The following is a 23,611-nucleotide window of genomic DNA, read 5'->3' on the forward strand; positions in this document are numbered from 1 at the left end:
GAGCGCGAGGAGTGAGCCGGTCCTGCGAGCCCCGCAGTCGCGAACTCAGGAGGCGCCGTGAGTACCGTGACGACGACGACGGACGGCACCGGAACCGCCGACCGGTCGAGGGCCGCCGTACGGCACATGCTGGCCCGGATCGGCCGGTACGTCTTCCTCTGCCTGGTGCTCGCCTTCTTCGCGCTGCCGCTGCTCTGGCTGGCCACCGCGCCGTTCGACGACACGCCGACGATCGGCACCTCGCTGCCGGACTTCACCCTGGACAACTTCCGCGCCCTGCTGGACAACCCGTACGCGCTGACCTCGCTGGTCAACTCGGTCTGGCTGGCCGGCGGCACCGCCCTGCTGGTGGTGACCTTCGCCGCGCTGGCCGCGTACGCGCTGAGCCGGGTCCGGGTGCCGGGGCGCGACGCGTTGCTCTACGGACTGCTGCTGCTGTCGTCGATCGTCACCGGCACGGCCACCATGGTGCCGCTGTTCGAGCTGGCGTTCCGGCTCCACCTGATCGACTCCCGGCTCGGCGTCATCCTGATCCTCACCGGCGGCCTGCTGCCCGCGGCGATCTTCATCCTCAAGGACTTCATGGACGCCACGCCCACCTCGTACGAGGAGTCGGCGCGGGTGTTCGGCGCCAGCCCGTTGCAGATCATGCGGCACATCGTGGTGCCGGTCGTCCGGCCGGGGCTGGCCACCGTCGGGGTGTGGGCGGTGGCGAACGTGTGGGGCAACTTCCTGGTGCCGTTCCTGCTGCTGCGCGGCCCGGACAAGGCGCCCGCCGCGGTGATCATGTACACGCTCTACACCGAGGGCGGCCAGGCCGACCTGCGACTGCTCTCCACCTTCTCACTGCTCTACTCGCTGCCGGTGGCGCTGATGTTCGTCTTCGTCAGCAGCAGGTACGGATTCCGCTTCCACGGAGGGATCAAGCGCTGATGTCCGCCATCACCCTGCGCGAACTGACCAAGGTCTACCCCAACGGGGTACGCGCCCTGGACGCCCTCGACCTGGAGATCGCCGACGGCGAGTTCTTCGCCCTGCTCGGCCCGTCCGGCTGCGGCAAGACCACCCTGCTGCGCACCATCGCCGGGCTGGAGGTCGCCTCCGGCGGCACCGTGCGGATCGGCGAGCGGGCCGTGACGAACCTGCCGCCCGGTCAGCGGGACGTGGCGATGGTCTTCCAGGACTACGCGCTCTTCCCGCACATGACCGTGCGGGACAACATCGCGTACCCGCTGCGGATCAAGAAGGTCGGCAAGGCCGCCCGGCAGGACAAGGCCGCGGCCACCGCCGACGAGCTGGGGCTGTCGGCGCTGCTGGACCGCCGGCCCGGCCAGCTCTCCGGCGGCCAGCAACAGCGGGTCGCGCTCGCCCGGGCGATGGCCTGCCACCCGCAGGTGTTCCTGCTGGACGAGCCGCTGTCCAACCTGGACGCCCGGCTGCGCCTGGAGGCGCGGACGTTCCTCAAGCGGCTGCAACGCGAGCTGGGCGTCACCACCGTCTTCGTCACCCACGACCAGGCCGAGGCGCTGGCCCTGGCCGACCGGATCGCGGTGATGGAGGGCGGCCGGATCCGGCAGGTCGGCACCCCCACCGAGGTGTTCCGCCGCCCGGCCAACACCTTCGTCGCCGGGTTCATCGGCTCGACGCCGATGAACCTGGTCCCGGCCCGGGTCGACGGCGACGCCCTGGCCGTCGCCGGGGTGCGCCTGCCGGTGCCCGAGGAGGCCCGGGGAGAGGTGACCGACGGGGAGCACCTGGTCTACGGCGTCCGCCCCGAATACCTCGACTACTCCCCCGACCCGGTCACCGACGCGCTGACCGGTCAGGTCGTCGTGGTGGAGAACCTCGGCAGCTTCTCCCTGGTGTCGCTGGACGTGCCCGCCGAGGACGGCACGGCGACCAGCGTGCAGGTCGTGGTGCCGGAGGGACGGGAGCCGGAGCCGGGCGACACCGGCTGGGTGGCGCCGCGACCCGGGCGCTCGCTGGTCTACCGGGACGGGGAGCTGGTCGGGAGCGCGGCGGCGCCACCGGTGCCGGCGCCGCGTACCGGCGTCGGGGCGGACGCCTGACCATGGTCACCCACCGGGGCAGGTGGACGCTGCGGGACCGCGCGGAGGACGTGCTGCGGGCCGTGCCGGTCACCGTCGCGCCGGGCACCGCGGCGCTCACCGTCCGGCTGGACTACCTCCGCGACGCGGGGGTGCTGGACCTCGGCTGCGTCGGGCCGGCCGGCTTCCGCGGCTGGTCCGGCGGCGCCCGCGACGGGTACACGATCACCGCGGACTGGGCCACCCCCGGCTACCTGCCCGGCGAGCTGGAGCCCGGCGAGTGGCAGGTGCTGCTCCGGCTGCACCGCGTCCCGCCGGAAGGCCTCGACTTCGAGGTCACCGCCACCACCAGCAGCACCCCGGCGACGCCACCCCCCGCACCCGACGCGCCGCCGCGGCCGGAACGCCCGCCCCGCCCGGCGGTCCCCGACGTCGACGGCCGCCGGTGGCTCGCGGGCGACCTGCACACGCACACCGTGCACAGCGACGGCGCGCAGACCATCGACGAGCTGGCCGCCCTCGCCGTCTCCCGGGGCCTGGACTTCCTCGCCGTCACCGACCACAACACCGTCAGCCACCACCCCTGGCTGCCCGGGTCGGCCCGCCGGTACGGGATCACGCTGGTGCCCGGCCAGGAGGTGACCACCGACCGGGGACACGCCAACGTGTTCGGCCCGGTGGGCTGGATCGACTTCCGCCGGCCCGCCGACGAGTGGCTCGGCGCGGCCGAGCGCGCGGGCGGGCTGCTGTCGATCAACCACCCGCTGGGCGGGGACTGCGCCTGGCGGCAACCGGTGACCGTCCGCACCCCACTGGTCGAGGTGTGGCACTCCGGCTGGTGGGACCGCTCCTGGGGAGCGCCGCTGGCCTGGGCGCAGGCGTGGCGGCCGGACGTCGTACCCGTCGGGGGCAGCGACTTCCACCGGCCCGGCGCGGACGCGCTGCCCGGAGCGCCGACCACCTGGGTGCTCGTCGACGGCGACCCGACCGACGACGGGGCGGTCCGGCACGGGCTGGCCGCCGGCCGCACCGCCGTCTCCGCCGGCCCGGACGCGCCCCTGCTGCTGCGCCTCGGTGACGAACTGCTCGCCCTCGACGCGGACGGCGCGCTGCTCGGCTACCCCGACGGCCGCCACCGGGTGGTCCGGGGTGACCGGTGCCTGCTGCCCGCCGCCGACGGGCTGCACGTCCTGGAGTCCCACCGCATGGAGGTGATCGCACTGTGCCGCTGACCGCACGGACCAGGGTGGCCGGAGCCCCCTGCAACTACGGCATCTACCAGGCGGACGACCCGTTCGTCGGAGCGGACGAGCTGCTCGCGTCGCTGGCCGCGGACGGTTACACCGGAGTGGACTCCGGGCCGATCGGCTACCTCGGGACCGGGGAGGCGCTGGCCCGGCGGCTGGCCGCAAGCGGTGTCGGGCTCGCCGGCGGCTGGGTGGACCTGCGCTTCGCCGACCCCGACGGGTTCGCCGAGGATCTCGCCCAGCTCGACGCGGCGCTGGACGTGTTCGCCGCCGCGCCGGTCGACGATGCCCGGTTCACGCCCCGGCCCACCCTCGCCTGCGCCGCCAACCCGGCCCGGATGGCCCGCCCGGGCACGCCGCCGGACCTGGCCGCCGCCCTGCCGGCCGCCGCCTGGCCGGGCTTCGCCGACCGGGTGCAGCGGGCCGTCGACCGGTGCCGGGGCCGGGGCCTCGAACCGGTGTTCCACTACCACCTGGGCACCGACGTGGAGACCGAGGCGGAGGCCGACCGGCTGCTGGAACTCACCGACGTGGCGGTCTGCCTGGACACCGGGCACCTGACGCTGGCCGGCGGGGACCCGGCCACCGCGCTGCGCAAGTGGGCCGGCCGGATCGGTCAGGTCCACCTCAAGGACGCCGACCTGGCCGCGCACCGCCGGGTCCGCGAGGCCGGCGGCGGGCTCACCGAGGTGGTCGCCGCGGGCGGCTTCTGCGCCCTGGGCACCGGCGACGTCGACTTCGCCGGGGTGCTGCGCGGTCTCGACGAGATCGGCTACACCGGCTGGCTGGTGATCGAGCAGGACGCGCCGGCGCAGGGACAGGACCTGGACCGGATCCGCGCCGACCAGCGCGGCAACCGGCGGTGGTTGGAGGAGACGCTGCCATGACCGAGGCGGGCAAGCGGATCAGGATCGCGGTGGCCGGACTGGGCGTCATCGCCCGTACCGTGCACCTGCCCCTGCTGCAACGACGGGCCGACCTGTTCGACGTCGTCGCGCTCAGCGACCTGTCCCCGTCGCGGCTGGCCGAACTCGGCGACCGGTACGGCGTCGAACCGGCCCGGCGGTACCCGGACGCGGAGGCGATGCTGGCCGGCGGCGGCTGCGACGCGGTGCTGCTCGCCACGTCCGGATCGCACGGCGAGCTGGCCGGCGCGGCGCTGCGCCGGGGGCTGCCGGTGCTCTGCGAGAAGCCACTCGCCTACACGCTCGCCGAGGCCGACCGGCTGGCCGACGCCGGCGCGGCGCTGATGGTCGGCTACATGAAGCAGTACGACCCGGCGGTTGCCGAGGCCGCCCGGCTGCTCGACGAGATCGGCGGCCCGGCGGCGGTGCACGCGGTCGAGGTGACCGTCCTGCACGCCGCCGGGGAGCAGCAGCTGACGTTCGCCAACCTGCCGCCCGCGCCACGGGACGTGCCGGCCGCGGAACTGGCCCGGCTGCGGAACGCCGACGAGCGGCTGCTCGACGCGGCGGTCGGCGGGGACGCCGGAGCGCGCGCCCTCTACCAGATCCTGATCAACAGCGTCTCGCACGACCTGTCGCTGCTGCGGCTGTTCACCGGGGCGCCGGCCACGGTGGACCACGTCGCGACCTGGCCGCTGGCGCCCGACGGGCCGGCGGAGCCGTCGGTGGAGCTCTCCGGCCGGCTGCCCGCCGGCGGCCGGTACGGCATCCGCTGGCTCAACCTGCCGGACTGCCCCGCCTACCGGGAGACGGTGACGCTGCACCACGCCCGGGGCGCGCTGGAGCTGGTCTTCCCGTCGCCGTACCTGCTCAACGCGCCGACCACGCTGACCGCGGTGGACCGGCACGGCGGCGGCGAGCGGCGGGCGGTGTTCCGGTCGGTGACCGAGGCGTTCGAGCAGGAACTGGTCGCCTTCCACGCGATGGTGACCGCGGGCGCGCGCCCACTGACCGGCATCGTCGAGGGCGCGGCCGACGTACGGACCGGCCAGCAGGTGGTACGCCGCTACGGTGAGCTGACCGGGGCGGCGATCGGCGGAGAGGCGGCGAGCTGATGGACCGACCGACCGAGATCATCGTAGTGCCGCACACCCACTGGGACCGCGAGTGGTACGAGCCGTTCCAGCGGTTCCGGCTGCGACTGGTGGCCCTGCTCGACGAGGTGTTCGACCGGATGGCGCACGACGAGCGCCAGCGGTTCACCCTGGACGGGCAGCTCGCCGCGGTCGACGACTACCTGGAGGTCCGGCCCGAGCGCCGGGACCAGGTGATCGCGCTGGTGCGGGCCGGGCGGCTGGCCGTCGGGCCGTGGCAGATCCTGCTCGACGAGTTCCTGTGCTCCGGGGAGAACATCGTCCGCAACCTGGAGCGCGGGCTGGCCCGCAGCGCGGCGCTGGGCGGGGCGATGCCGGTCGGCTACCTGCCCGACATGTTCGGCCACATCGCGCAGATGCCGCAGCTCCTGGCCGGGGCCGGGCTGGCCCACGCCTGCGTGTTCCGGGGCGTACCGGACCGGGTCCGGTCGCACGCGTTCGCCTGGCAGGCCCCGGACGGCACCACGATCCGCGCCGAGTACCTGCCCGGCGGCTACGGCAACGCCGCCGGCCTGATGGACGACCCGCGCCTGGTCACCCGCCGGGCGACCGACCTGGCCGACCGGCTGCGCGGCTGGCGGCCCGCCGGCGACGACACCCCGATCCTGGCGATGTACGGCACCGACCACGCCGCGCCCGCGCCGGACGCCCCCGACCTGCTGGCCGCCGCCGACGTCGACGGGGTACGCCTGCGGCTCGGCACCCTCGCCGAGTACTTCGCCACCCAACCGACCACGGTGGACGGCCTGCCCGTCGTGGCGGGCGAACTGCGCTCACACGCCCGGGCCAACATCCTGCCCGGCGTGATCTCCGTACGCGCCCACCTGAAGCAGGCGATGGGCCGCGCCGAGCGGCGGGTCGAGCGGTACGCCGAACCCCTCGCCGCGCTCTACCACGACCCGTCCGTGCAGCGCTTCCTCGACATGGCCTGGACCCGGCTGATCGACGCGAGCTGCCACGACTCGGTGACCGGGTGCGGCTGCGACGAGACCGCCGAGCAGGTGGCCGCCCGGCTCGCCGAGGCGGACCAGCTCGGCCGGGCGGTATGCGACCTGGTGGGGGCGCGACTGGCCGGCACGGCGCCGCGCGACGGGCACCTGCTGTTCAACCCCACCCCGGCGGCCCGGACCGCACTGGTCCGCCTGGACGTCCAGGCGCCGGCCGACGGATCCGTCGGCCTGCTCGGCGCGGACGGCGCGGTCGCGCCCGCCCAGATCCTCGACCGGGCCCGGACGCTGCTCGCCGACGACCTGGTGCCGGCGGCCGAGCTGCCGGCGGTGCTCACCCGGGTGCACGGGCGGGAGCTGTACGGACAGGAGATCACGGCCTGGTCGGTGTCGCCCGACGACGCCACCCTCACCTTCGCGGTGGCCCGGCACGGCGACCCGGCCTTCGACGTCGAGGACGTCCGGCTGGCGCTCGCCGCCGCGAGCGGCCCGGACCGGTGGCGGGTGCGGATCGAGGCCGCCCCGCGGCTGACCGTCGCCGCGCTGGTCGAGGTGCCGGCGCTCGGTCTCGCCGCGGTACGCCCGGTGGCCCTGGCCGCGGACGGCCCGGCCACGCGGGCGAACGGCGGCGCGCCGGAGCAGGCCGAGGCGTGGACGAGAGGCGCCGCGCCGAGGCCGGACGGGGCAGGGCCGCCGTCGGCGGGTCCGGCGCCCGTGACGGTGGTCGACCGGGCCGTCGACAACGGCCTGCTCCGCGTCGAGGTGGCCGAGGACGGCACGCTGCGGCTGTCCACGCCGGACGGGCTGAGCGTGGACGGGGTGGCGCGGATCGTCGACGGCGGCGACGTGGGCGACAGCTACAACTACGCCCCGCCGGCCGCGGACGAGCTGGTCGACAAGCCGCGCGCGGTGCGGACCGTGGTGGTGCACGACGGCCCGGTGGTCGCCGTCCTCGACGTGGTCCGCGAGTACCGCTGGCCGGTCGGCGCCGACGTGGACGCGGGCTCGCGCCGGGTCGACCGGGAGCCGGTCACCGTGACCACCCGGGTGGAGGTGCGGGCCGGAGAGCCGTTCGCCCGGCTGCGGCTGAGCTTCGACAACCGCTGCGACGACCACCGGGTCCGGCTGCACCTGCCGCTGCCGGCGCCGGTCCGTTCGTCGTACGCGGAGGGTCAGTTCGCCGTTGTCGAGCGCGGGTTGACCGCCGAGGGCGGCGGCGGTGAGGTGCCGCTGCCGACGTTCCCCGCCTCCGGGTTCGTCGCCGCCGGGGGTGCCGAGGGGTCGCTCGCCGTCCTGCTGACCCAGCCGACCGAGTACGAGCTGACCGACGCCGGCCGGGAACTGGCGATCACCGTGCTGCGCGCGATCGGGATGCTGTCCCGCAACCGGCACGCCCTGCGGGACGAACCCGCCGGCCCGCAGCTGCCCACCCCGTTGGCCGAGTGCCGGGGTGAACGCTGCGTGGAGCTGGCGGTGCTGCCGTTCCGGGGCGACTGGGACTCCGCCGGCGTTCTCGGGGCGGCCGAGGCGTACCGGCACGAGCTGCTGGTCTTCCCGGGCAGCGGCGAGCCCTCCGCCGGGCTGCCGGCGCCGGTCACCGGGCTGACGGTGGACGGGGACGGCGTCGCGCTGACCAGTGTCCGGGATCGGGACGGCCGGGTCGAGCTGCGGGTGGTCGCCGCGCGGGACACCAGCGCCGTCATCGGGGCCGGCCGCGGCGTACGCGGCGCCTGGCGGGCCGACCTGATCGGCCGAGCGGGCGAGCCGCTGCCGGTCGACGGCGACGGGCGGGTCCGGCTGCCGGTGCGGGCGTGGGAGATAGCGACGATCCAGCTCGACCTGGCCGGCTGAGGCTTCTCCTGGTCGGGCGGCCACGGCGACCGCCCGACCCTCAGGTCGCCGGGGTCACGGCCGGTACCCGGGCCGGCGGGATCAGCCCGGCCGTCCGGTCGCCGGGGTGACCGCCCGCAGCCGGGCCTGGGCGATCAGCGCGTGGCCAAACCGCTCGCGTCCACCGTCAGCGATGCTGTCCCCGATGAAGTCCACGCGTACCGGCGGGCCGGCTCCCACCCGGAGGATCAGAAAGTTTCTCCGTCCGGCTGTTGCGTTTCGCCGAGCCGACCCGATGAAGCATTCGTGGCAGCACGGCGAGCTGGGTGTGAAAACCTCCCTAAGTTGACCTTGCCCGTTGCTATCGGCACACAACGGTGGTTGACTGCTGCACCATGCCAGAGCCGATGATCACGGACAGGCCGGTAATTTCGTGAGACGCACCGATATCACCCCAGTGTCGTCGGCGGGTCGACGCAGGGCGACATGGCGGCAGCGGGCGGCGCGCTGGTTGGATCCGACCGTCGCCCAGTGGGCCGTCGCACCACAGGAGACACCCCCGCCACCGCCGCCACCCGCCGAGGAACCCCCGAATCCGTGGCCGGCGATCTGCGAGCAGTTCGCGATGCGGATCATGGCCTCGGCGTACCAGATGGGCTCCCACCTGGAGGCCGTGGAGGCCGACGAGCAGGACCCGGACCGGCTGGAGCGGCTCTACCGCATCGACCACGCGAACACCCGGATCCGGCGGCACGCGGAGAACCTGCAGGTGCTGCTGGGCCGCCGGGTCGAGGACGCCAACCCGCAGACCGTCACCCTGGTCGACGTCGTCCGGGCCGCGACCTCCGCCGTCGAGTACTACCCACGCATCCGGGTCGGGCACGTCGTGGACCTGGCCGTGGTCGAGTTCGCCGCCGACGACGTGATCCGGGTGCTCACCGAGCTGCTGGACAACGCCACCCGGTTCTCGCCGCCCACCGCGCCGGTGATCGTGTCGGCGTTCATCACCGAGGACGGCAGCGTCCTGCTGCGGATCGAGGACGCCGGCGTGGGCCTCCAGCCCGACCGTCTGTCGCAGCTCAACGCCCTGCTCAGCGGCCGGCTGGTCACCCCGGCCACGCTCGACCCCGCCGCCCACCTCGGGCTCGCCGTCGTGGCCCACCTGGCCGTCGCCCACCAGCTGCGGGTCACCCTCACCAACCGGCCCTCCGGCGGCGCCACGGCCACGGTGCTCGTCCCCGGCGCGCTGCTCTGCGAGATTCCCACCGCGGGCGCGCCGGCCGGCGCAGCCGCCCCGCCGGCCTGGCCGTCCCCGTCCGCCGGGATCCCCTCCCCGTCCCCCGGGGGCGGGACCCACCCCTGGAGTACGCCGATGGCCGCGCCCCATGACAGCACCAACTCGCCGACCGTGCCGTTGAGCACGCTCGCCGGGCCGGCCACCGCGCAGCAGCCGTCCGGCAGCCTGCCCCAGCGGGTGCCGACGAGTGTCCGTGACCAGTCCGCGGCGACCACCCGACCCCCGGCCGACCCCGGCGCCGGATCCCCACCCGAGGCGTGGCCGGACGAGACGGCGGCCTTCGCCGCCGGGGTCAGCGACGCCCGGACCACCAGCGACGAAGGACAGCAGCGATGACCCACGCACACGGCAACGGCACGGCGACCACCGGCCAGGGACTGCCGGACTGCGCCTGGCTGATCCGTCAGTTCGCCGAGGACGTACCCGGGGTCACCCACGCGATGCTGGTGTCGTTGGACGGCCTCCAGCTCGCCGCCTCCCGCGGCGTGCACCGCGACCTCGGCGACCAGCTCTCCGCGCTGACCGCCGGCCTGCTCAGCATGGCCGACCGCAGCGCGGCCCTGCTGGACCTCGGCTCGTCCGAGTACCTCACCGTACGGCTGCCGCGGGGGCACCTGCTGTTCATGCGGGTCGGCGAGTCGGCGGGCCTGGCGGTAGCCGCGGCCCCCGGCTGCGACCTGCGGGTCGTCTCCTACCGGATGACCCAGTTCGTCGGCGCGGTGTGGCACGCCCTCACCCCGCAGGTCCGCCACGAGCTGCACCGGATGACCGCCAGTCAGCCCCGCTGACGGGCCGAAGGAGCTAGATCATGCCGATGACGTACTGGAAGGTGCGGCCGTACGTGCTGACCGCCGGACGCACCCGCACCCGACGGCCACTGCTCGTCCACACCCTGGTGTCGGTGCCGTACTACGACGCCGTCTTCGCCTCGGGTCTGCTGCCCGAGACCCGGACGCTGTACGAGCAGGCCCGCGGGTCGGCGCGCTCGGTGGCCGAACTCTCCGCGGTCTGCGGGATGTCGCTGGGTGTCACTCGGGTGGTCGTCGACGACCTGGCCGCCACCGACCGGCTGCTGATCCACACCGACCACGACAATGTCGACTTCCGCCTCCTGGAGAGACTGCGCGATGGCCTCCGCAAGCTTGCCTGACACGCCGCCGCTGACCTCGGCGAAGATCGTCATCGCGGGCGGCTTCGGCGTCGGCAAGACCACCTGCGTCGGGTCCATTTCGGAGATCGCGCCGATCAACACCGAGGCGTGGATGACCGCGGCCAGCGAAACCGTCGACCGGATGGACCCGGGGATCGACAAGAAGACCACGACCGTGGCGATGGACTTCGGCCGGCTGACCATCGGCCCCGACCTCGTGCTGTACCTGTTCGGCACGCCGGGCCAGCCCCGGTTCTGGCCGATGTGGGACGACCTGTGCCGGGGCGCGGTCGGTGCGCTGGTGCTCGCCGACACGCGGAACCTGGCCGCCTCGTTCCCGGCGATCAACTACTTCGAGCAGGACAGCGACCTGCCGTTCGTGGTCTGCGTGAACCTGTTCGACGGGGTGCTGCACCACCCGCTCGAGGAGGTTCGCGAAGCGCTCTCGGTCCCCGCCAGCGTGCCCCTGATCGCCTGCGACGCCCGCGACCCGTCGTCGGTGGCGCGGGCGCTGCTGGTGGTCGTGGAACACACCATGTCCCGCACCGCCCGGCCCACCGCGGGCGCGCTCGCGGCACGGTAGCTCAACCTGGAGGAGACAAATGCGCAAGATCCTTGTCGTCGGGGCCGGACAGTCCGGGCTCCAGCTCGCCCTGAGCCTGCTCGCCGAGGGCTACGACGTGACCGTCATGTCCGCCCGTACGCCGGACGAGATCCGCCGCGGCTGGGTGATGAGCACCCAGGCGATGTTCGGCAACGCGCTGGGAACCGAACGCCGGTACGGGCTGGACCTGTGGCAGGACCGGGCACCCCAGATCGAGGGGCTGCACGTCTCGCTGTCCGCCCCGCCCGGCGAGCGGGCGCTGCGGATCCCGTGCCCGCTGGACGAGCCGGCGCAGAGCGTCGACCAGCGGGTGAAGATGGCGGCCTGGCTGGAACTGTTCGAACAGCGCGGCGGGACCGTGCTCTACCAGACGGTGACCACCGCCGACCTGGACGGGCTGACCCGGCTCGGCCGGTACGACCTGACCGTCGTCGCCGCCGGCAAGGGCGACCTGGTGGGCGTCTTCGACCGGGACCCGCAGCGGTCGGTGTACGACGCGCCGCAGCGGGGGCTGGCCGTGGCGTACGTGCATGGCATGGCCCCGGATCCGCTGTGGCCGGTGCCGCACGTGAGCTTCAACGCCGTGCCGGGGCTGGGTGAGTTGTTCGTCATCCCGGGGCTGACCCACTCCGGCCCCTGCGAGATCCTGTTCTGGGAGGCGGTGCCCGGCGGGCCGCTGGACCTGTGGGCCGAGCGGCGCGACCCGGCCGAGCACCTCAAGCTGACCCTCGACCTGGCCCGCCGGTACACGCCGTGGATCTACGAGCGGTGCGCCGACGTGGAGTTGACCGACGGCCGGGCCACCCTCTCCGGCCGGTACACGCCGACGGTGCGCCGCCCGGTGGCCGAACTGCCCTCGGGCGGGGTCGTGCTGGGCATGGCCGACGTGGTGGTGGCCAACGACCCGATCACCGGTCAGGGCAGCAACACCGCCGCCAAGTGCGCCCACTCCTACCTGGGGTCCATCCTGGAGCGCGGGGATCGGCCGTTCGACCGGGAGTGGATGGGGCAGACCTTCGAGCGGTTCTGGTCCGACGCCGGCCAGGCGGTCACCGGCTGGACCAACGCGATGTTGCAGCCGCTGCCACCGCACGTGCAGCAGATCCTGGGGGCCGCCGCGGGCAACCCGACGATCGCCCGCCGGTTCGCCAACGGCTTCAGCGACCCGAACGACTTCCAGGAGTGGTTCATGACGCCGGACGCCGCCGAGCGCTACCTGGCCGCGACCACCGCCGGCTGAGATCCGCCGGGTCCCGGTGGGCCGACATCCGGTCAGCGACCTGGCCGGATGTCGGCCCATTGCTGAAGGTTTCTTACGCCGTGATACGGCCGATCGGAACCTGTTGACATGACGGTCCGCCGGGGTGCGAGGGTGACCACTGAGCCACCCCCGAACGGAGGTCCCATGCCCCGATCAAGAGCCCATCGACCGTCCTTGACGCCTCGGGAGGGGATGTCTAGCGTCGGGGCCATGACGCGTCCCCGGAGGCTCCTGCGGCTGTTCACCGCGCTCGTCCTCGCCGCCGGCACGGTGGCGGCACCCGCCTCCGCCGCCGCCCGGTCCATCGAGGACGACGCCGGTCCGGGCGCGGTGCTGCTGGTCGGCGGCGCGCTGGCCGAGGACAACAGCGCCGTCTACGGCGAGTTCGTCCGCCGGGCCGGCGGCGCCCAGGCGCGCATCGGCGTGCTGAGCGCCTCCTCGGCGGTGCCCCACTCGAGCGCCAACGCGGTCGCCAAGGTGCTGAAGCGGTACGGCGCCGCCGAGGCCACCTGGATCCCGGTGACCACCAAGCGGGACGGCAGCGGCGACGACCCGTCGTACGCGGCGCTGGCCGAGTCGATGACCGGGTTCTTCTTCACCGGCGGCGACCAGTTCCGCTACGTCCAGTCGATGATCCACTCCGATGGCTCGGACGGCGCGGTCCTGCACGCGATCCGGCAGCGCTTCCTCGCCGGCGCGCCGGTGGCCGGCACGAGCGCGGGGATGCAGATCCTCGCCGGCCCGGACATGATCACCGGCGGGCTGAGCTACTACGGCGTCCGCGACGGCTCCCGGGCGGGCTACTACGACGACGAACAGATCCTCGGCTACTGGCCGGCCGGCGGGTTCGGCTTCGTCGGCTCCGGCCTGGTCGACACCCACTTCGACGCCCGCGGCCGGGCCGGCCGGTCGATCCGGCTCGCCGCCGACACCGGCCACGACCGGGTGTACGGGGTCGGCGAGGACAGCGCTCTGCTGGTCACCGGGGCCGGCACCGCCGGCGAGACCGCCCGGGTCCTCGGCACGAACGGGGTGTCGATCCTCGACCTTCGTGCGGCCGGTGTCGGGCAGGTCGGCGGCCACTGGTCGATCAGCGGCGTGCGCTGGAGCTACCTCACCGACGGCGACACCTACGACCCCGGCCGGTGGCGGGTCGGCAAGAGCCCGGCCAGCACCCCGGTGGTCCCGGCCGACCGTGCCGCGGCGCCGCCCACCGCCGACGTGTTCGGCTCGTACGCCCTGCGCGACGCGGCTTTCGACCTGGCCGGCGCCGCCCGCTCGACCTCGACGACGGGCACCACCGCGGAGACCGCGCCGCGCTTCGTGGTCGGCCTGACCAAGGACGCCGCCTTCACCGCGTACGGCGTCGGCGGTTCGGGCCCGACGTCGTTCACCGGCCTGGCCCTCTCGATCCAGGCCGGGTGAACCGGCCCCGACCCGGCGGGCCCCCAGCGCCGGGGCAGGGCAGACTGGGGTCCGTGGACACGGAGCGGAGCGCACTCCTCGGGGTGGACCTGCCGGTGGTCGCCGCGCCGATGGCGGGCGGACCCACCACCCCCCGGCTGGTGACGGCCGTCGGCTCGTGCGGCGCGTTCGCCTTTTTGGCGGCCGGCTACCGGGCGCCGGAGGCGGTGGCAGAGGAAATCGCCGCGGCGCGGGCCGACGGCCGGCCGTTCGGCGTGAACGTGTTCGTGCCGACCCCGGTTCCGGTCGACGAGGCGGAGTTCCGCCGCTACGCCGCGCGGATCGCCGACGAGGGCCGGCCGTACGGGCTCGACCTGGCGGCGGCCCCGCGGACCGAGGACGACGACCACTGGGCGGACAAGATCGCGCTGCTGGTCGACGACCCCGTGCCGGTGGTCAGCTTCACCTTCGGGCTGCCGCCCGCGGCCGTGGTCCGCGACCTGCGGCGGGCCGGCAGCCGGGTGCTGATGACGGTCACCGACCCGGCGGAGGCCGCGGCCGCGGCGGACCTCGGGGTGGACGGGCTGGTCGCCCAGAGCGGCCACGCCGGAGGCCACTACGGCACCTTCACCCCGCACTCCCCCACGCCCGTCCGGCCGCTCGCCGAACTCGTCGGCCTGGTCGGCGCCCGCACCGGCCTGCCCGTCCTCGCCGCGGGCGGCGTGGGCGGGGCCGAGGATGTCCGGGCGGCGCTCACCGCCGGCGCCACCGCCGTGCTGGTCGGCACGCTCCTGCTGCGCGCCGACGAGAGCGGCGCGAGCCGTAGCCACGGCGAGGCGCTGGCCGACCCGCGCCGCGACCGGACCGTGGTCACCCGGGCGTTCACCGGACGACCGGCGCGCGGGCTGCGCAACGACTTCATCGACCGGTACGAGGCGGACGCACCGCTGGGCTATCCGGCGCTGCACCACCTGACCCGGCCGCTGCGCAAGGCCGCGGCCGAGGCCGGTGACGCCGACCGGCTGCACCTGTGGGCCGGCACCGGCTGGCGGGGCGCCCGGGCCGCCCCGGCGGCGGACATCCTCGCGGAGCTCACCCGGCCGCTCTAGCCGGCGACGCCCGTCAGCGGGTCGCCTCCTCGAGGAGTTCGAGCAGGTGACGGTACGGCTGGCCGGTCGCCCGGGCCATCCCGATCTCGCAGGTGCGGTTGACCGAGGCGTACCCGTCGAAGTGCCGCTCCGACACCGCACGGGTCTCCGCGCGGGTCGCGGCGGCGGTCAGCTCGGGGTGCAGCAGGCCCCGGTCGCCGGCGAAGCCGCAGCACTGCCAGCCGTCGGGCACCACCACCTCGTCGGCGACCGCCCGGGCCACGGCGAGCAGCGCCTCGTCGAGCCCCAGCCGGGTCGACGAGCAGGTCGGGTGCAGGGCGAGGGAGCCGAGCCGGCGCCGGACGGTCAACCGGGGCAGCAGCGCGGTTGCGGCGTACGCGACGGCGTCGACCACGCCCACCGCGTCGCCGCCGTCGGCGACCAGCTTCGCGAAGCCCTCCGTGCAGGACGCGGCGTCGCTGACCACGGGTAGCGTGCCGTCGCGGCTGGCCGCCCGCAGCGCGGGCGACACCCGGTCGCGGACGGCCTGGTAGCCGGCGGTGAGGCCCTTGGAGGACCAGGGCGTGCCGCAGCAGACGGCGGCGATGCCGTCGGGGACGAGCAGGCGGACCCCGGCGCGCTCGGCGAGGGTGAGCAGCGCGGCGGCCACGCCCGGGCCGCCCTCGGCCGGCGCGAACAGGGTGCCCAGGCAGGACGGGACGAACACCGCGTCCGGGTCGTCGACCGGGTTGGGGCGTCGGACCTCGCCGCCCCGGGGCAGGTCCCGCCGCCACTGCGGGACCCGCTCGGCGCCGAGGACGGCCCGGGCGGCCCGGGTGGCCGACTCGGGCAGCGCCGGCGGCAGGCTGCCGGCCAGGTCCAGGCCCCGGGCCATGCCGCGGGTGGCGGCGCCCCAGCGGGTGGCGGCGCCCCGCCAGCCGGCCTGGGCGAGGCCGCCGTTGCGCTCGGCGCGCAGCCGCTTCACCAGGTCACCCGTGTTGATCAGGACCGGGCAGGCGGTGGCGCACATGCCGTCGACCGCACAGGTGTCGACCGCGTCGTAGTCGTAGTCGTCCTGGAGTTCGCGGGCCAGCCGTTCGTCGCCGTCGGCCTGCGCGGCGGCGATCTCCCGGCGCAGCACGATCCGCTGCCGGGGCGTGGTGGTGAGGTCCCGGCTGGGGCAGACCGGCTCGCAGTAGCCGCACTCGACGCAACGGTCCACCTCCGGCTCGACGGTCGGCACGGTCTTCAGGTGCCGCAGGTGGACGTCGGGGTCGTCGCTGAGCAGCACGCCGGGGTTGAGCACGCCGTCGGGGTCGCAGAGCGTCTTCAGCTCGCGCATCACCGCGTAGAGCTCGTCGCCGAACTGCCGGCGGACGTACGGCGCCATCACCCGGCCGGTGCCGTGCTCGGCCTTCAGCGTGCCGCCGTGGGCCAGGACGGCGTCCACCATCTCCTCGGTGAACGCGGCGTAGCGCTCCGGCGCCTCGCCGCCGGAGAACCGCTCGTTGAGCATGAAGTGCAGGTTGCCGTCCTTGGCGTGCCCGAAGATGACGCTCTCCTCGTAGCGGTGCCGGGCGAAGAGGTCGGCGAGTTCGGCGCAGGTCTCGGCGAGGGCGTCCACCGGCACGGCGATGTCCTCCAGCAGGGCGGTGGTGCCGGACGGCCGGGCTCCGGCGACGGCCGCGTACAGGCCCTTGCGGATGTGCCAGAGGGCGGCCCGGGCCGCCGCCTCGCCGCTGAGCCGGGCCGGGGCGGACAGCGGCAGGTCGGCGAGCACCGGCCGGGCCGCGTCAACCCGGTCGGCGAGCGCGTCGGGGTCGGCCTCCTGCCACTCGACCAGCAGCGCGGCGTGCTCCCGGACGGCCAGGCCGCGCAGCGCGGCGTCCGCCTGCGGGTCGAGCTGGGCGACCCGCAGCGCGGCGGCGTCGAGCAGCTCGACCGCCGCCGGGCCGGCGGCGACCAGCGCCGGCATCGCGGCCATCGCCCGGGCCAGGTCGTCGAAGACGAGCAGGCCGGTCGCGGCGTGCCGGTGCACCGGTACGGTGCGGAAGGTCGCCGCCGCGACGAAGGCGAGGGTACCCTCGCTGCCCACCACCAGCCGGGTCAGCAGCTCGCTGGGCGAGTCGTGGTCGAGGAAGGCGTTCACCCCGTAGCCCATGGTGTTCTTCATGGCGTACTGGGCCCGCACCCGGCGGACCGAGTCGGGGTTGCCGCGGACCCGGTCGCGCAACCGCAGCAGGCCGGCGTGCAGCTCCGGCTCGGCGGCCCGCAGCCGCTCGTCGGCGTCCGGGGCGCCGGTGTCCAGGACGGTCCCGCTGGGCAGCACCAGCAGCAGCGACTCCAGCGTCCGGTAGGTGTTGAACTCGGTGCCGCAGGTCATCCCGCTGGAGTTGTTGGCGACGACGCCGCCGATGGTGCAGGCGGACTCGCTGGCCGGGTCGGGGCCGAGCTTGCGGCCGTACGGGGCGAGCCGGTTGTTGACCTGGCGCAGCACGACGCCGGGCTGCACCCGGACCCGCCGGCCGTCGTCGAGGACGGTCAGCTCGCGGAAGTGCCGGCGGGTGTCGACGAGGAGCTGGTCGGTGACGGCCTGCCCGCTGAGGCTGGTCCCGCCGGAACGGAAGGTCAACGGCGTACCGCTGCGACGGCTGTGCCGCAGCAGGGCCGCGACCTGGTCGGCGTCGGCCGGGGTGACCACCGCTCGCGGGTGCAGCAGGTAGTGCGACGCGTCGTGGGCCAGCCGCAGCCGGTCCGCCGCCCGGGTCGCGACGGCGCCGGGAAGCGCCGCGACCAGCGCGGCGAGGTGGGGGTCGGCGGTCCGGCTCACCGGAGGCCCCCGTCGGTGGCGCGGACGGGTGGGCGCGCGGCCCCGGTCATCTGCAACGTCATGGCGTATACCTCCCCGCGGACACCCTAGTCGCGGACCGGCCACCGCCGGTGGGCCCCTTGCGGATGAATCGACGCTGGTAGATACTCGCGGCTACCACGTTCGCCGAGGTCAACACCCCGAGCCGAGACCACCGCGACGCCTCGTGGGCCCCGCCCGCACCGGTCGCCCGCCGCCCTCCGAGGAGGAGACCGTGAGAATCCGACACACCCCCGGCCGGCTCACCCCACTGCTCGCCGCCGCCGTCGGCCTGGTCGCCGTCGGCGCGTTCACCGTGCCGGGCGCCGCCTCGGCCGCCCCGCAGAGCTGGAGCGCCAGCCAGCTCGCCCAGGCCGACACCGCCGTGCAGGCGTCCGGTGTCGAGGGCATCGCCTGGCGCGTCGACGCGGCCTCCGGCCGCGTGGTGGTGACCGCGGACGACTCGGTGTCCGCCGCCGAACTCGCCACCATCAGGAAGAGCGCCGGCGGCAACGCCGGGGCGATCCGGGTCGAGCGGGCCCGTGGCGTCTTCCGCCCGATGCTGTCCGCCGGCAACGCCATCTACGGCGGCGGCTACCGCTGCTCGCTGGGCTTCAACGTGGTCAAGTCCGGCATCTACTACTTCCTGACCGCCGGGCACTGCGGCGACGTCGCCAACACGTGGTACACCGACTCCGGGCAGAGGACGCTGATCGGCCCGACGATCAGCTCCAGCTTCCCGGGCAACGACTACGCCCTCGTCCGCTACGACAACACCTCGCTGACCCACCCCGGCGGCTACACCGCCGCCAACGCGTTCGTCGGCGAGGCGGTCAAGCGCACCGGGTCCACCACCGGCACCCACAGCGGCACGGTGACCGCCCTCAACGTCACGGTCCGCTACGTGGGCAGCGGCACCGTCAAGGGCATGATCCAGACCACCGTCTGCGCCGAGCCCGGTGACTCCGGCGGCCCGCTCTACGACGGCACCAAGGCGCTCGGCATCACCTCCGGCGGCAGCGGCGACTGCCGGTCCGGCGGTACGACGTTCTTCCAGCCGGTCACCGAGGCGGCCGGCGCGTACGGCGTGACCGTCTACTGACCCGTCCCGGCCCGCAGACCGAACCTCCGAAGACCCGCACCGAGCCATCTCGGTGCGGGTCTTCGCGTTGTCGCGCGGTCACCGCTGTCGAAGGGCTCTACCGCGAGGCGGTTGGCCGGGGCAAGTGGCGCGTCGGGTCCCCGTCACCGGAAAAGCCTGAGTAGACGTTCAGCCCGCCCGGTCGGATCGGGCCACTCGTCGTCGATCCGATGGTTGTCACCCGGCAAGGCCGAACGTTCGCGCTGTTGCGCCGGTAGTCGGCGCGCGGCGCAGTGATTTCAATCGAGGTCTACAACGGTCGTCGCCGAGGGCGAAGGGACACCACATGACCGCTCCGACCGGCCTACCGCTCGTCCTCTGCGGTCCGATCGTGCGCCGCGTCGACCCGACCAGCGTCACGGTGTTCGTCGCCCTCCGCGCCGAGTGCACCGTGACGCTGACCGTCTTCGCGCTCGGCCCGGCCCCCGGATTCGCCCGCGCCGCGAGCGTCGGCACCGGCAGCCGGACGACGGTACGGCTCGCCGACCGCCTCCACGTCGTCGCGGTGACCGCCACCGGGATCACCCTCGCCCCCGGCACCCTCTACGGCTACGACCTGGCCTTCTCCGGCGGGGCGAGCGCGGGCAGCCTCTTCGACGCCGACGTGGTGGCCGCCGACGCGGCGGCCGCCCGGGCCGCGCTGACCTACCAGGGGCACCCACAGGCGCCGGCCGCCGTCCCCGCCGTGCCAACCTTCGTCACCCCGCCGACCGACCCCAACCAGCTGCGCATCTTCCACGGGTCGTGCCGCAAGCCGCACGGCGAGGGCCCGGATGCCTTCCCCATCCTCGACCCGATCATCGCCGCCGCCGGCGGGGACCCGGTGCACCGTCCCCACCAGCTCGTCCTCGGCGGCGACCAGATCTACGCCGACGACGTGGCCGACCCGCTGCTCGGCCTGGTCCACGGCCACGACGCCCTGCCCGCCACCGGCAGCGACCCCGCGGTGCCCGCGTACCAGGGGGTGGCCGCCCGGCTCGGCCTCCCACCCGAGGCGATGCCGGTCGGCACCAGCTCGCCGCCGACCGACGCGACGTACCTGCCCGGGAAGCGGGCCACCACGATGGAGCGGGACGCGAAGTTCACCTCCGGCGCGGCCGACAGCCACCTGATGTCCCTGCGCGAGTACCTGTGCGTGTACCTGATGGCCTGGTCGGATGTGCTGTGGCCGCAGAGCTGGCCGACCTTCGAGCACGTCCTCGCCGCCGACACCCGGATCCTCAAGGACCCGCAGGACCGCCGGCCCGGCGAGACGGTGTACGACCTGATGCTGGCCGGGCGGGCCTACACGCCGAGCGCGCAGCAGAAGGAGATCATCGAGCGGTACGAGCGCTGGCAGCAGCAGGCGATCGCGCTGCGCACGTTCCGCCTCGGGCTGGCCGCGGTGCGCCGGCAACTGGCCAACGTGGCGACGTACATGGTGCCCGACGACCACGAGGTCACCGACGACTGGAACATGACCCGGACCTGGGTCGACGACGCGGTGGTCAAGTCCCCGCTCGGCCGACGGATCGTCCGCAACGCGATGGCCGCCTTCGTGGTCTTCCAGGCCTGGGGGAACACCCCGGACCGGTACGCCGAGACCGGCTCGGCAGGGGAGCCCGGGCGGACGGCGCTGGCGGCCCTGCGCGGCTGGTCGGCCGGCGCGAACGACGCGGACGACCTGACGCTGCGCACCCGGCTCGGCCTGCCGACGGCGGTCACCAACGAGGGGCGGCTGACCCGGCCGGCGGGAGCCCTGACCTACCACTACACCGTCACCTGGCCTCGCTACCAGCTGGTCGCGCTGGACACCCGCACCTGGCGGCAGTACCCGGCCGGGCCCGAACACCCCGGCGGCCTGCTCCTGGACGACCCGCCGCTCAACGAGATGCTCACCGGCGGCGGGGTGCTCGGCGACGACGCGGTCACGGTGATCGCCCAACCCGTCGCCCTGTTCGGCGTGCCGGTGCTGGAACAGCTCGCCCAGCCGATCGCCAACGCGACCGCCGGGCGGTGGACCGCCGACGCAGAGGACGCCTGGGTGGCCAGCGACGCCGCCGTACACAAGATCCTGGCCCGGCTCTTCGCCGCGGCGCCCCCGGGGCCCGACGGCGTGCGGCGCCGGCGACTGGTGCTGCTCGGCGGCGACATCCACTTCGGATCCGCCGAACGTATCCGCTACTCGGCCACCCTCCCCTACGCCTGCGGGCCCGACCCGGCGAAACCCTACGAGGGGGTCAACCGCACCGAGGGCGTGCTCGCCGGCTTCGTGGCCAGCGCGTTCCGCAACGAGGACTTCAAGACCCGGCTGCTGCACGACGTCGGCTACGTGCCGCTGCTCGACGTGACCGGCCGGATCGACCTGGTCGGCTGGGCCAACGAGCTGCCCGACAAGGAGGGGCAGCGGATGCAGGCCGGAGTGCAGGTGGCCGTCGCCGCCGACGACGTGACCGGCTGGTGGGTCTCGGGTCGCCCGGCGGTCAGCGACTACGACGCGCTCAAGGTGCTCGGCAGGCAGCCCGAGTGGAACGTGTACGTGCAGTTCCTCCGGCACGACGAGGCCGACCCGACGGTGCGCCGCGACGGGACGCCGGAGTCGGTGCTGGACCCCGCCGGCCTGCCCCGCGACCAGGCCCTCGCCCAGTACCTGGCGGCGGCCCGGAACCTGGACCACTACAAGGGATCGTGGGGCAACGGCAAGGAGATCGTCGGGCGCAACAACCTCGGCGAGATCACCTTCGACTGGCCCGCCGGGGAGTGCAAGTCCGCCACCCAGCGGCTCTGGTGGCAGCTGCCCGGGGAGCAACGCGCCGCCGCGCTGACCACGTACACCGTCGACCTCTCCTTCGGCTGCTCGCTGACCACCGTCGCCCCGTACGGCGGTTTCGTGCTGCGGCCCGACGACCACGACGCCACGGCCACCGCCAAGGCCCGGTACGACGGGGTGGACCGCCCGGCGACCCTGGTCACCGACCGGTGGGTGAGCCGGCTCCAGCACGACCTGGCGACGCTGGGCTTCCTCACCCCCGAGGAGACCGACGGCGAGTACGGCATCCTCACCTACTGGGCGGTGCGCGAGTTCCAGGCGTACGCCCGGCGGGAGCGGACCGCCGTCGAGCCCGCCGGCGCCACCGCCCCCCGGTACTCCGACCGGCTGCAACCGGTCGACGTGCCGGAGTCCGAGCGCTACCTCGGGCCGATCAGCGGGGTGGCGGATCTCGCCACCCAGGTGGCGGTCAAGCACTGGCTGGACAAGCGGTGGCGCTGCCCGGTGGTGGTCGAGTCGTGGCAGGTCGCCGGGGACAGCCCGCAGCGGCTGGACCAACCCAACGTCTGGATCTTCGACCAGGTCACCGCCGCCGACCAGCGGCTCTACTCACGGGTGGTCACCGGCCGGCCGGCCGGCGCGGGAAGCGCCCCCGCCGGGCACCCGGAGCTGATCCGGCTGGGTGCGTACCGGGCGCACGCCGTCGACGCCGAGTGGAGCGGGCCGGTCCTCGACGCCGAGTCGGAACTGCTGCCGGAGGCGGTCCTGCCCCGGGCGCAGGGGCACGTCACCGGCCCCACGCTGACCGACCTGGCCACCGCCATCGCCGGTGGTGGGGACGCCGGCGCCCGGGCCGCCCGGCAGCTCTCCACCTTCAAGGTCCTCCGGGCGGCCGCCGAGAACCACGTGCCCGAGGCCGCGGGAGGCTGGCTGGACGCCGTCGCGGCCGACGATCCGGCGGTGCTCCGGCTCGGCCCCTTCGGCTGGCGGGCGCACGGGCCGCAGGTCGCCCCGACCACCCTGCCACCGCGGCCGGACATCAACGCCGAACCGGGCGAGCTCTGGGCGTACCTGGCCTACCTGCGGGCCACCGACCGGGACGCGTACGACGCGCTCGGCGCGCAGGGCGGGGTGAACGCCGTCCCCGGCTGGGGGCACGACGGGGCGGGCCTGCTCTTCGCCGACCTGCGGGTGCTGCGCGCCCGACCCGCGCAGACCGACTCCACCGGCGCGGCCCGCGACGGCATCGGCACCACCCTGGAACTGCTCGGGCTGCGCTCCTGGCACTGGATGCACCGGTACGCGCTGGCCCTGCGCGCCCACGACGGCGTTCGGCGGGGGATGTGGGCGTTCGCCCGCCAGCGGCTGCACGACCTCCTCGTGACCGACTGGGACTCGCCGGACCCGGCGATCACGCCCGGCGTACCGGACGTGCCGGGCGCCGACGGCAAACCCCGCCGGGCCCGGATCGGGGACGTGTTCACCTCGGAGCGATCGGCGGCGCTGCTCGCCTGCTGGCAGCAGTACCGGGCGCACCAGCTCGTCGCGGTCGGGCCGCCCACCTCCCGCGCGGAGACGGCGGAGTTCCGCAGCCGGCCGCGGGCCGCCACCGAGCTGCACCTGGTGCTGAGCAAGGCGAAGGCGCTCGGCCCGGACTTCGGCGGGCCACCCACCGGCTGGACCGACGCGCACGAGGCCGCCCTGGTCACCGCCATCCGGCAGGTCGTGGCGGCCGACGCCCCGGTGGCCACCGCCCTCGGCTCGACCGTCGGCTGGCCGACCTGGCCGGCCGGGCACCGTTACACGCTGCCCGTGGCGACCCTGCCGGCGGCCGAGCGGACCCTCTCCGCCGCCCGCGGCTCGCTGCGGCTGGACCTGAGCGACCTGCCGCGGGTGACCGCGTGACCGGCGGACGGCCGGGCGGCACGGAAGGACGGG

Annotated in this window: 17 protein-coding genes; 15 read left to right on the forward strand and 2 right to left on the reverse strand. The window is 74.8% G+C overall.

The window, feature by feature from the left end; translation table 11 throughout:
- The first annotated feature begins 57 nt into the window (after positions 1-57).
- Genes ACFOYX_RS14050 through ACFOYX_RS14075 form a run of 6 tightly spaced genes read left to right on the forward strand, consistent with a single transcriptional unit; the run spans position 58 to position 8,152 of the window.
- Positions 58-933, forward strand: coding sequence for a carbohydrate ABC transporter permease (locus tag ACFOYX_RS14050; RefSeq protein WP_201749484.1), 876 nt, complete (start codon positions 58-60; stop codon positions 931-933).
- On the forward strand, positions 933-2,069 hold the full coding sequence (locus ACFOYX_RS14055; protein ID WP_322438832.1) for an ABC transporter ATP-binding protein: 1,137 nt from the start codon (positions 933-935) through the stop codon (positions 2,067-2,069). The genes ACFOYX_RS14050 and ACFOYX_RS14055 overlap by 1 nt, the downstream gene beginning before the upstream one ends.
- A 2-nt stretch (positions 2,070-2,071) precedes the next feature.
- Complete coding sequence (locus ACFOYX_RS14060) at positions 2,072-3,280, forward strand: CehA/McbA family metallohydrolase (protein WP_322438833.1); 1,209 nt, start codon at positions 2,072-2,074, stop codon at positions 3,278-3,280.
- Positions 3,271-4,182 (forward strand): sugar phosphate isomerase/epimerase, encoded by a 912-nt coding sequence (locus ACFOYX_RS14065; RefSeq protein ID WP_322438834.1) that lies wholly within the window; start codon positions 3,271-3,273, stop codon positions 4,180-4,182. The genes ACFOYX_RS14060 and ACFOYX_RS14065 overlap by 10 nt, the downstream gene beginning before the upstream one ends.
- Positions 4,179-5,315, forward strand: a complete 1,137-nt coding sequence (locus tag ACFOYX_RS14070; RefSeq protein WP_322438835.1) for a Gfo/Idh/MocA family oxidoreductase — start codon at positions 4,179-4,181, stop codon at positions 5,313-5,315. Before ACFOYX_RS14065 ends, ACFOYX_RS14070 begins: the two co-directional genes overlap by 4 nt.
- A complete protein-coding gene (locus tag ACFOYX_RS14075) occupies positions 5,315-8,152 on the forward strand; it encodes a glycoside hydrolase family 38 C-terminal domain-containing protein (protein WP_322438836.1) in 2,838 nt (945 codons plus the stop codon). The genes ACFOYX_RS14070 and ACFOYX_RS14075 overlap by 1 nt, the downstream gene beginning before the upstream one ends.
- A gap of 81 nt (positions 8,153-8,233) precedes the next feature.
- Here ACFOYX_RS14075 and ACFOYX_RS14080 read toward each other — a convergent pair whose 3' ends face one another.
- On the reverse strand, positions 8,234-8,371 hold the full coding sequence (locus ACFOYX_RS14080) for a hypothetical protein (protein WP_161557993.1): 138 nt from the start codon (positions 8,369-8,371) through the stop codon (positions 8,234-8,236).
- 271 nt (positions 8,372-8,642) lie between these two features.
- Between ACFOYX_RS14080 and ACFOYX_RS14085 the strand changes: the two genes are divergently transcribed.
- From ACFOYX_RS14085 to ACFOYX_RS14115, 7 genes are all read left to right on the forward strand, one after another.
- On the forward strand, positions 8,643-9,764 hold the full coding sequence (locus ACFOYX_RS14085; RefSeq protein ID WP_322438837.1) for an ATP-binding protein: 1,122 nt from the start codon (positions 8,643-8,645) through the stop codon (positions 9,762-9,764).
- Complete coding sequence (locus ACFOYX_RS14090) at positions 9,761-10,216, forward strand: roadblock/LC7 domain-containing protein (protein ID WP_322438838.1); 456 nt, start codon at positions 9,761-9,763, stop codon at positions 10,214-10,216. Before ACFOYX_RS14085 ends, ACFOYX_RS14090 begins: the two co-directional genes overlap by 4 nt.
- A gap of 20 nt (positions 10,217-10,236) precedes the next feature.
- Positions 10,237-10,578: a DUF742 domain-containing protein gene (locus tag ACFOYX_RS14095; protein ID WP_109803010.1), complete on the forward strand. Its 342-nt coding sequence runs from the start codon at positions 10,237-10,239 to the stop codon at positions 10,576-10,578.
- Positions 10,556-11,161, forward strand: a complete 606-nt coding sequence (locus tag ACFOYX_RS14100) for an ATP/GTP-binding protein (RefSeq protein ID WP_201749745.1) — start codon at positions 10,556-10,558, stop codon at positions 11,159-11,161. Before ACFOYX_RS14095 ends, ACFOYX_RS14100 begins: the two co-directional genes overlap by 23 nt.
- Positions 11,162-11,180: 19 nt before the next feature.
- Positions 11,181-12,422 carry a styrene monooxygenase/indole monooxygenase family protein gene (locus ACFOYX_RS14105; RefSeq protein ID WP_322438839.1) on the forward strand — a complete coding sequence of 414 codons (1,242 nt, stop codon included), beginning with the start codon at positions 11,181-11,183 and terminating at the stop codon, positions 12,420-12,422.
- Positions 12,423-12,653: 231 nt separating this feature from the next.
- Positions 12,654-13,868, forward strand: coding sequence for a cyanophycinase (locus ACFOYX_RS14110; RefSeq protein WP_322438840.1), 1,215 nt, complete (start codon positions 12,654-12,656; stop codon positions 13,866-13,868).
- Positions 13,869-13,921: 53 nt separating this feature from the next.
- The gene (locus ACFOYX_RS14115; RefSeq protein ID WP_322438841.1) at positions 13,922-14,956 is read left to right on the forward strand and encodes a nitronate monooxygenase; all 1,035 of its coding nucleotides are present in this window, start codon (positions 13,922-13,924) and stop codon (positions 14,954-14,956) included.
- 13 nt (positions 14,957-14,969) lie between these two features.
- Here ACFOYX_RS14115 and ACFOYX_RS14120 read toward each other — a convergent pair whose 3' ends face one another.
- Positions 14,970-17,765, reverse strand: coding sequence for an FAD-binding and (Fe-S)-binding domain-containing protein (locus tag ACFOYX_RS14120; protein WP_322438842.1), 2,796 nt, complete (start codon positions 17,763-17,765; stop codon positions 14,970-14,972).
- Positions 17,766-18,018: 253 nt separating this feature from the next.
- Between ACFOYX_RS14120 and ACFOYX_RS14125 the strand changes: the two genes are divergently transcribed.
- Both ACFOYX_RS14125 and ACFOYX_RS14130 read left to right on the forward strand, forming a co-directional pair.
- Positions 18,019-18,885 carry a S1 family peptidase gene (locus tag ACFOYX_RS14125; protein ID WP_322438843.1) on the forward strand — a complete coding sequence of 289 codons (867 nt, stop codon included), beginning with the start codon at positions 18,019-18,021 and terminating at the stop codon, positions 18,883-18,885.
- Positions 18,886-19,210: 325 nt separating this feature from the next.
- The gene (locus ACFOYX_RS14130) at positions 19,211-23,578 is read left to right on the forward strand and encodes a peptidoglycan-binding domain-containing protein (protein ID WP_322438844.1); all 4,368 of its coding nucleotides are present in this window, start codon (positions 19,211-19,213) and stop codon (positions 23,576-23,578) included.
- The last annotated feature ends 33 nt before the right edge of the window (positions 23,579-23,611 follow it).

Origin of the sequence: Micromonospora sp. GCM10011541 (assembly GCF_042650725.1) — a bacterium.
Lineage (GTDB): Bacteria > Actinomycetota > Actinomycetes > Mycobacteriales > Micromonosporaceae > Micromonospora > Micromonospora sicca.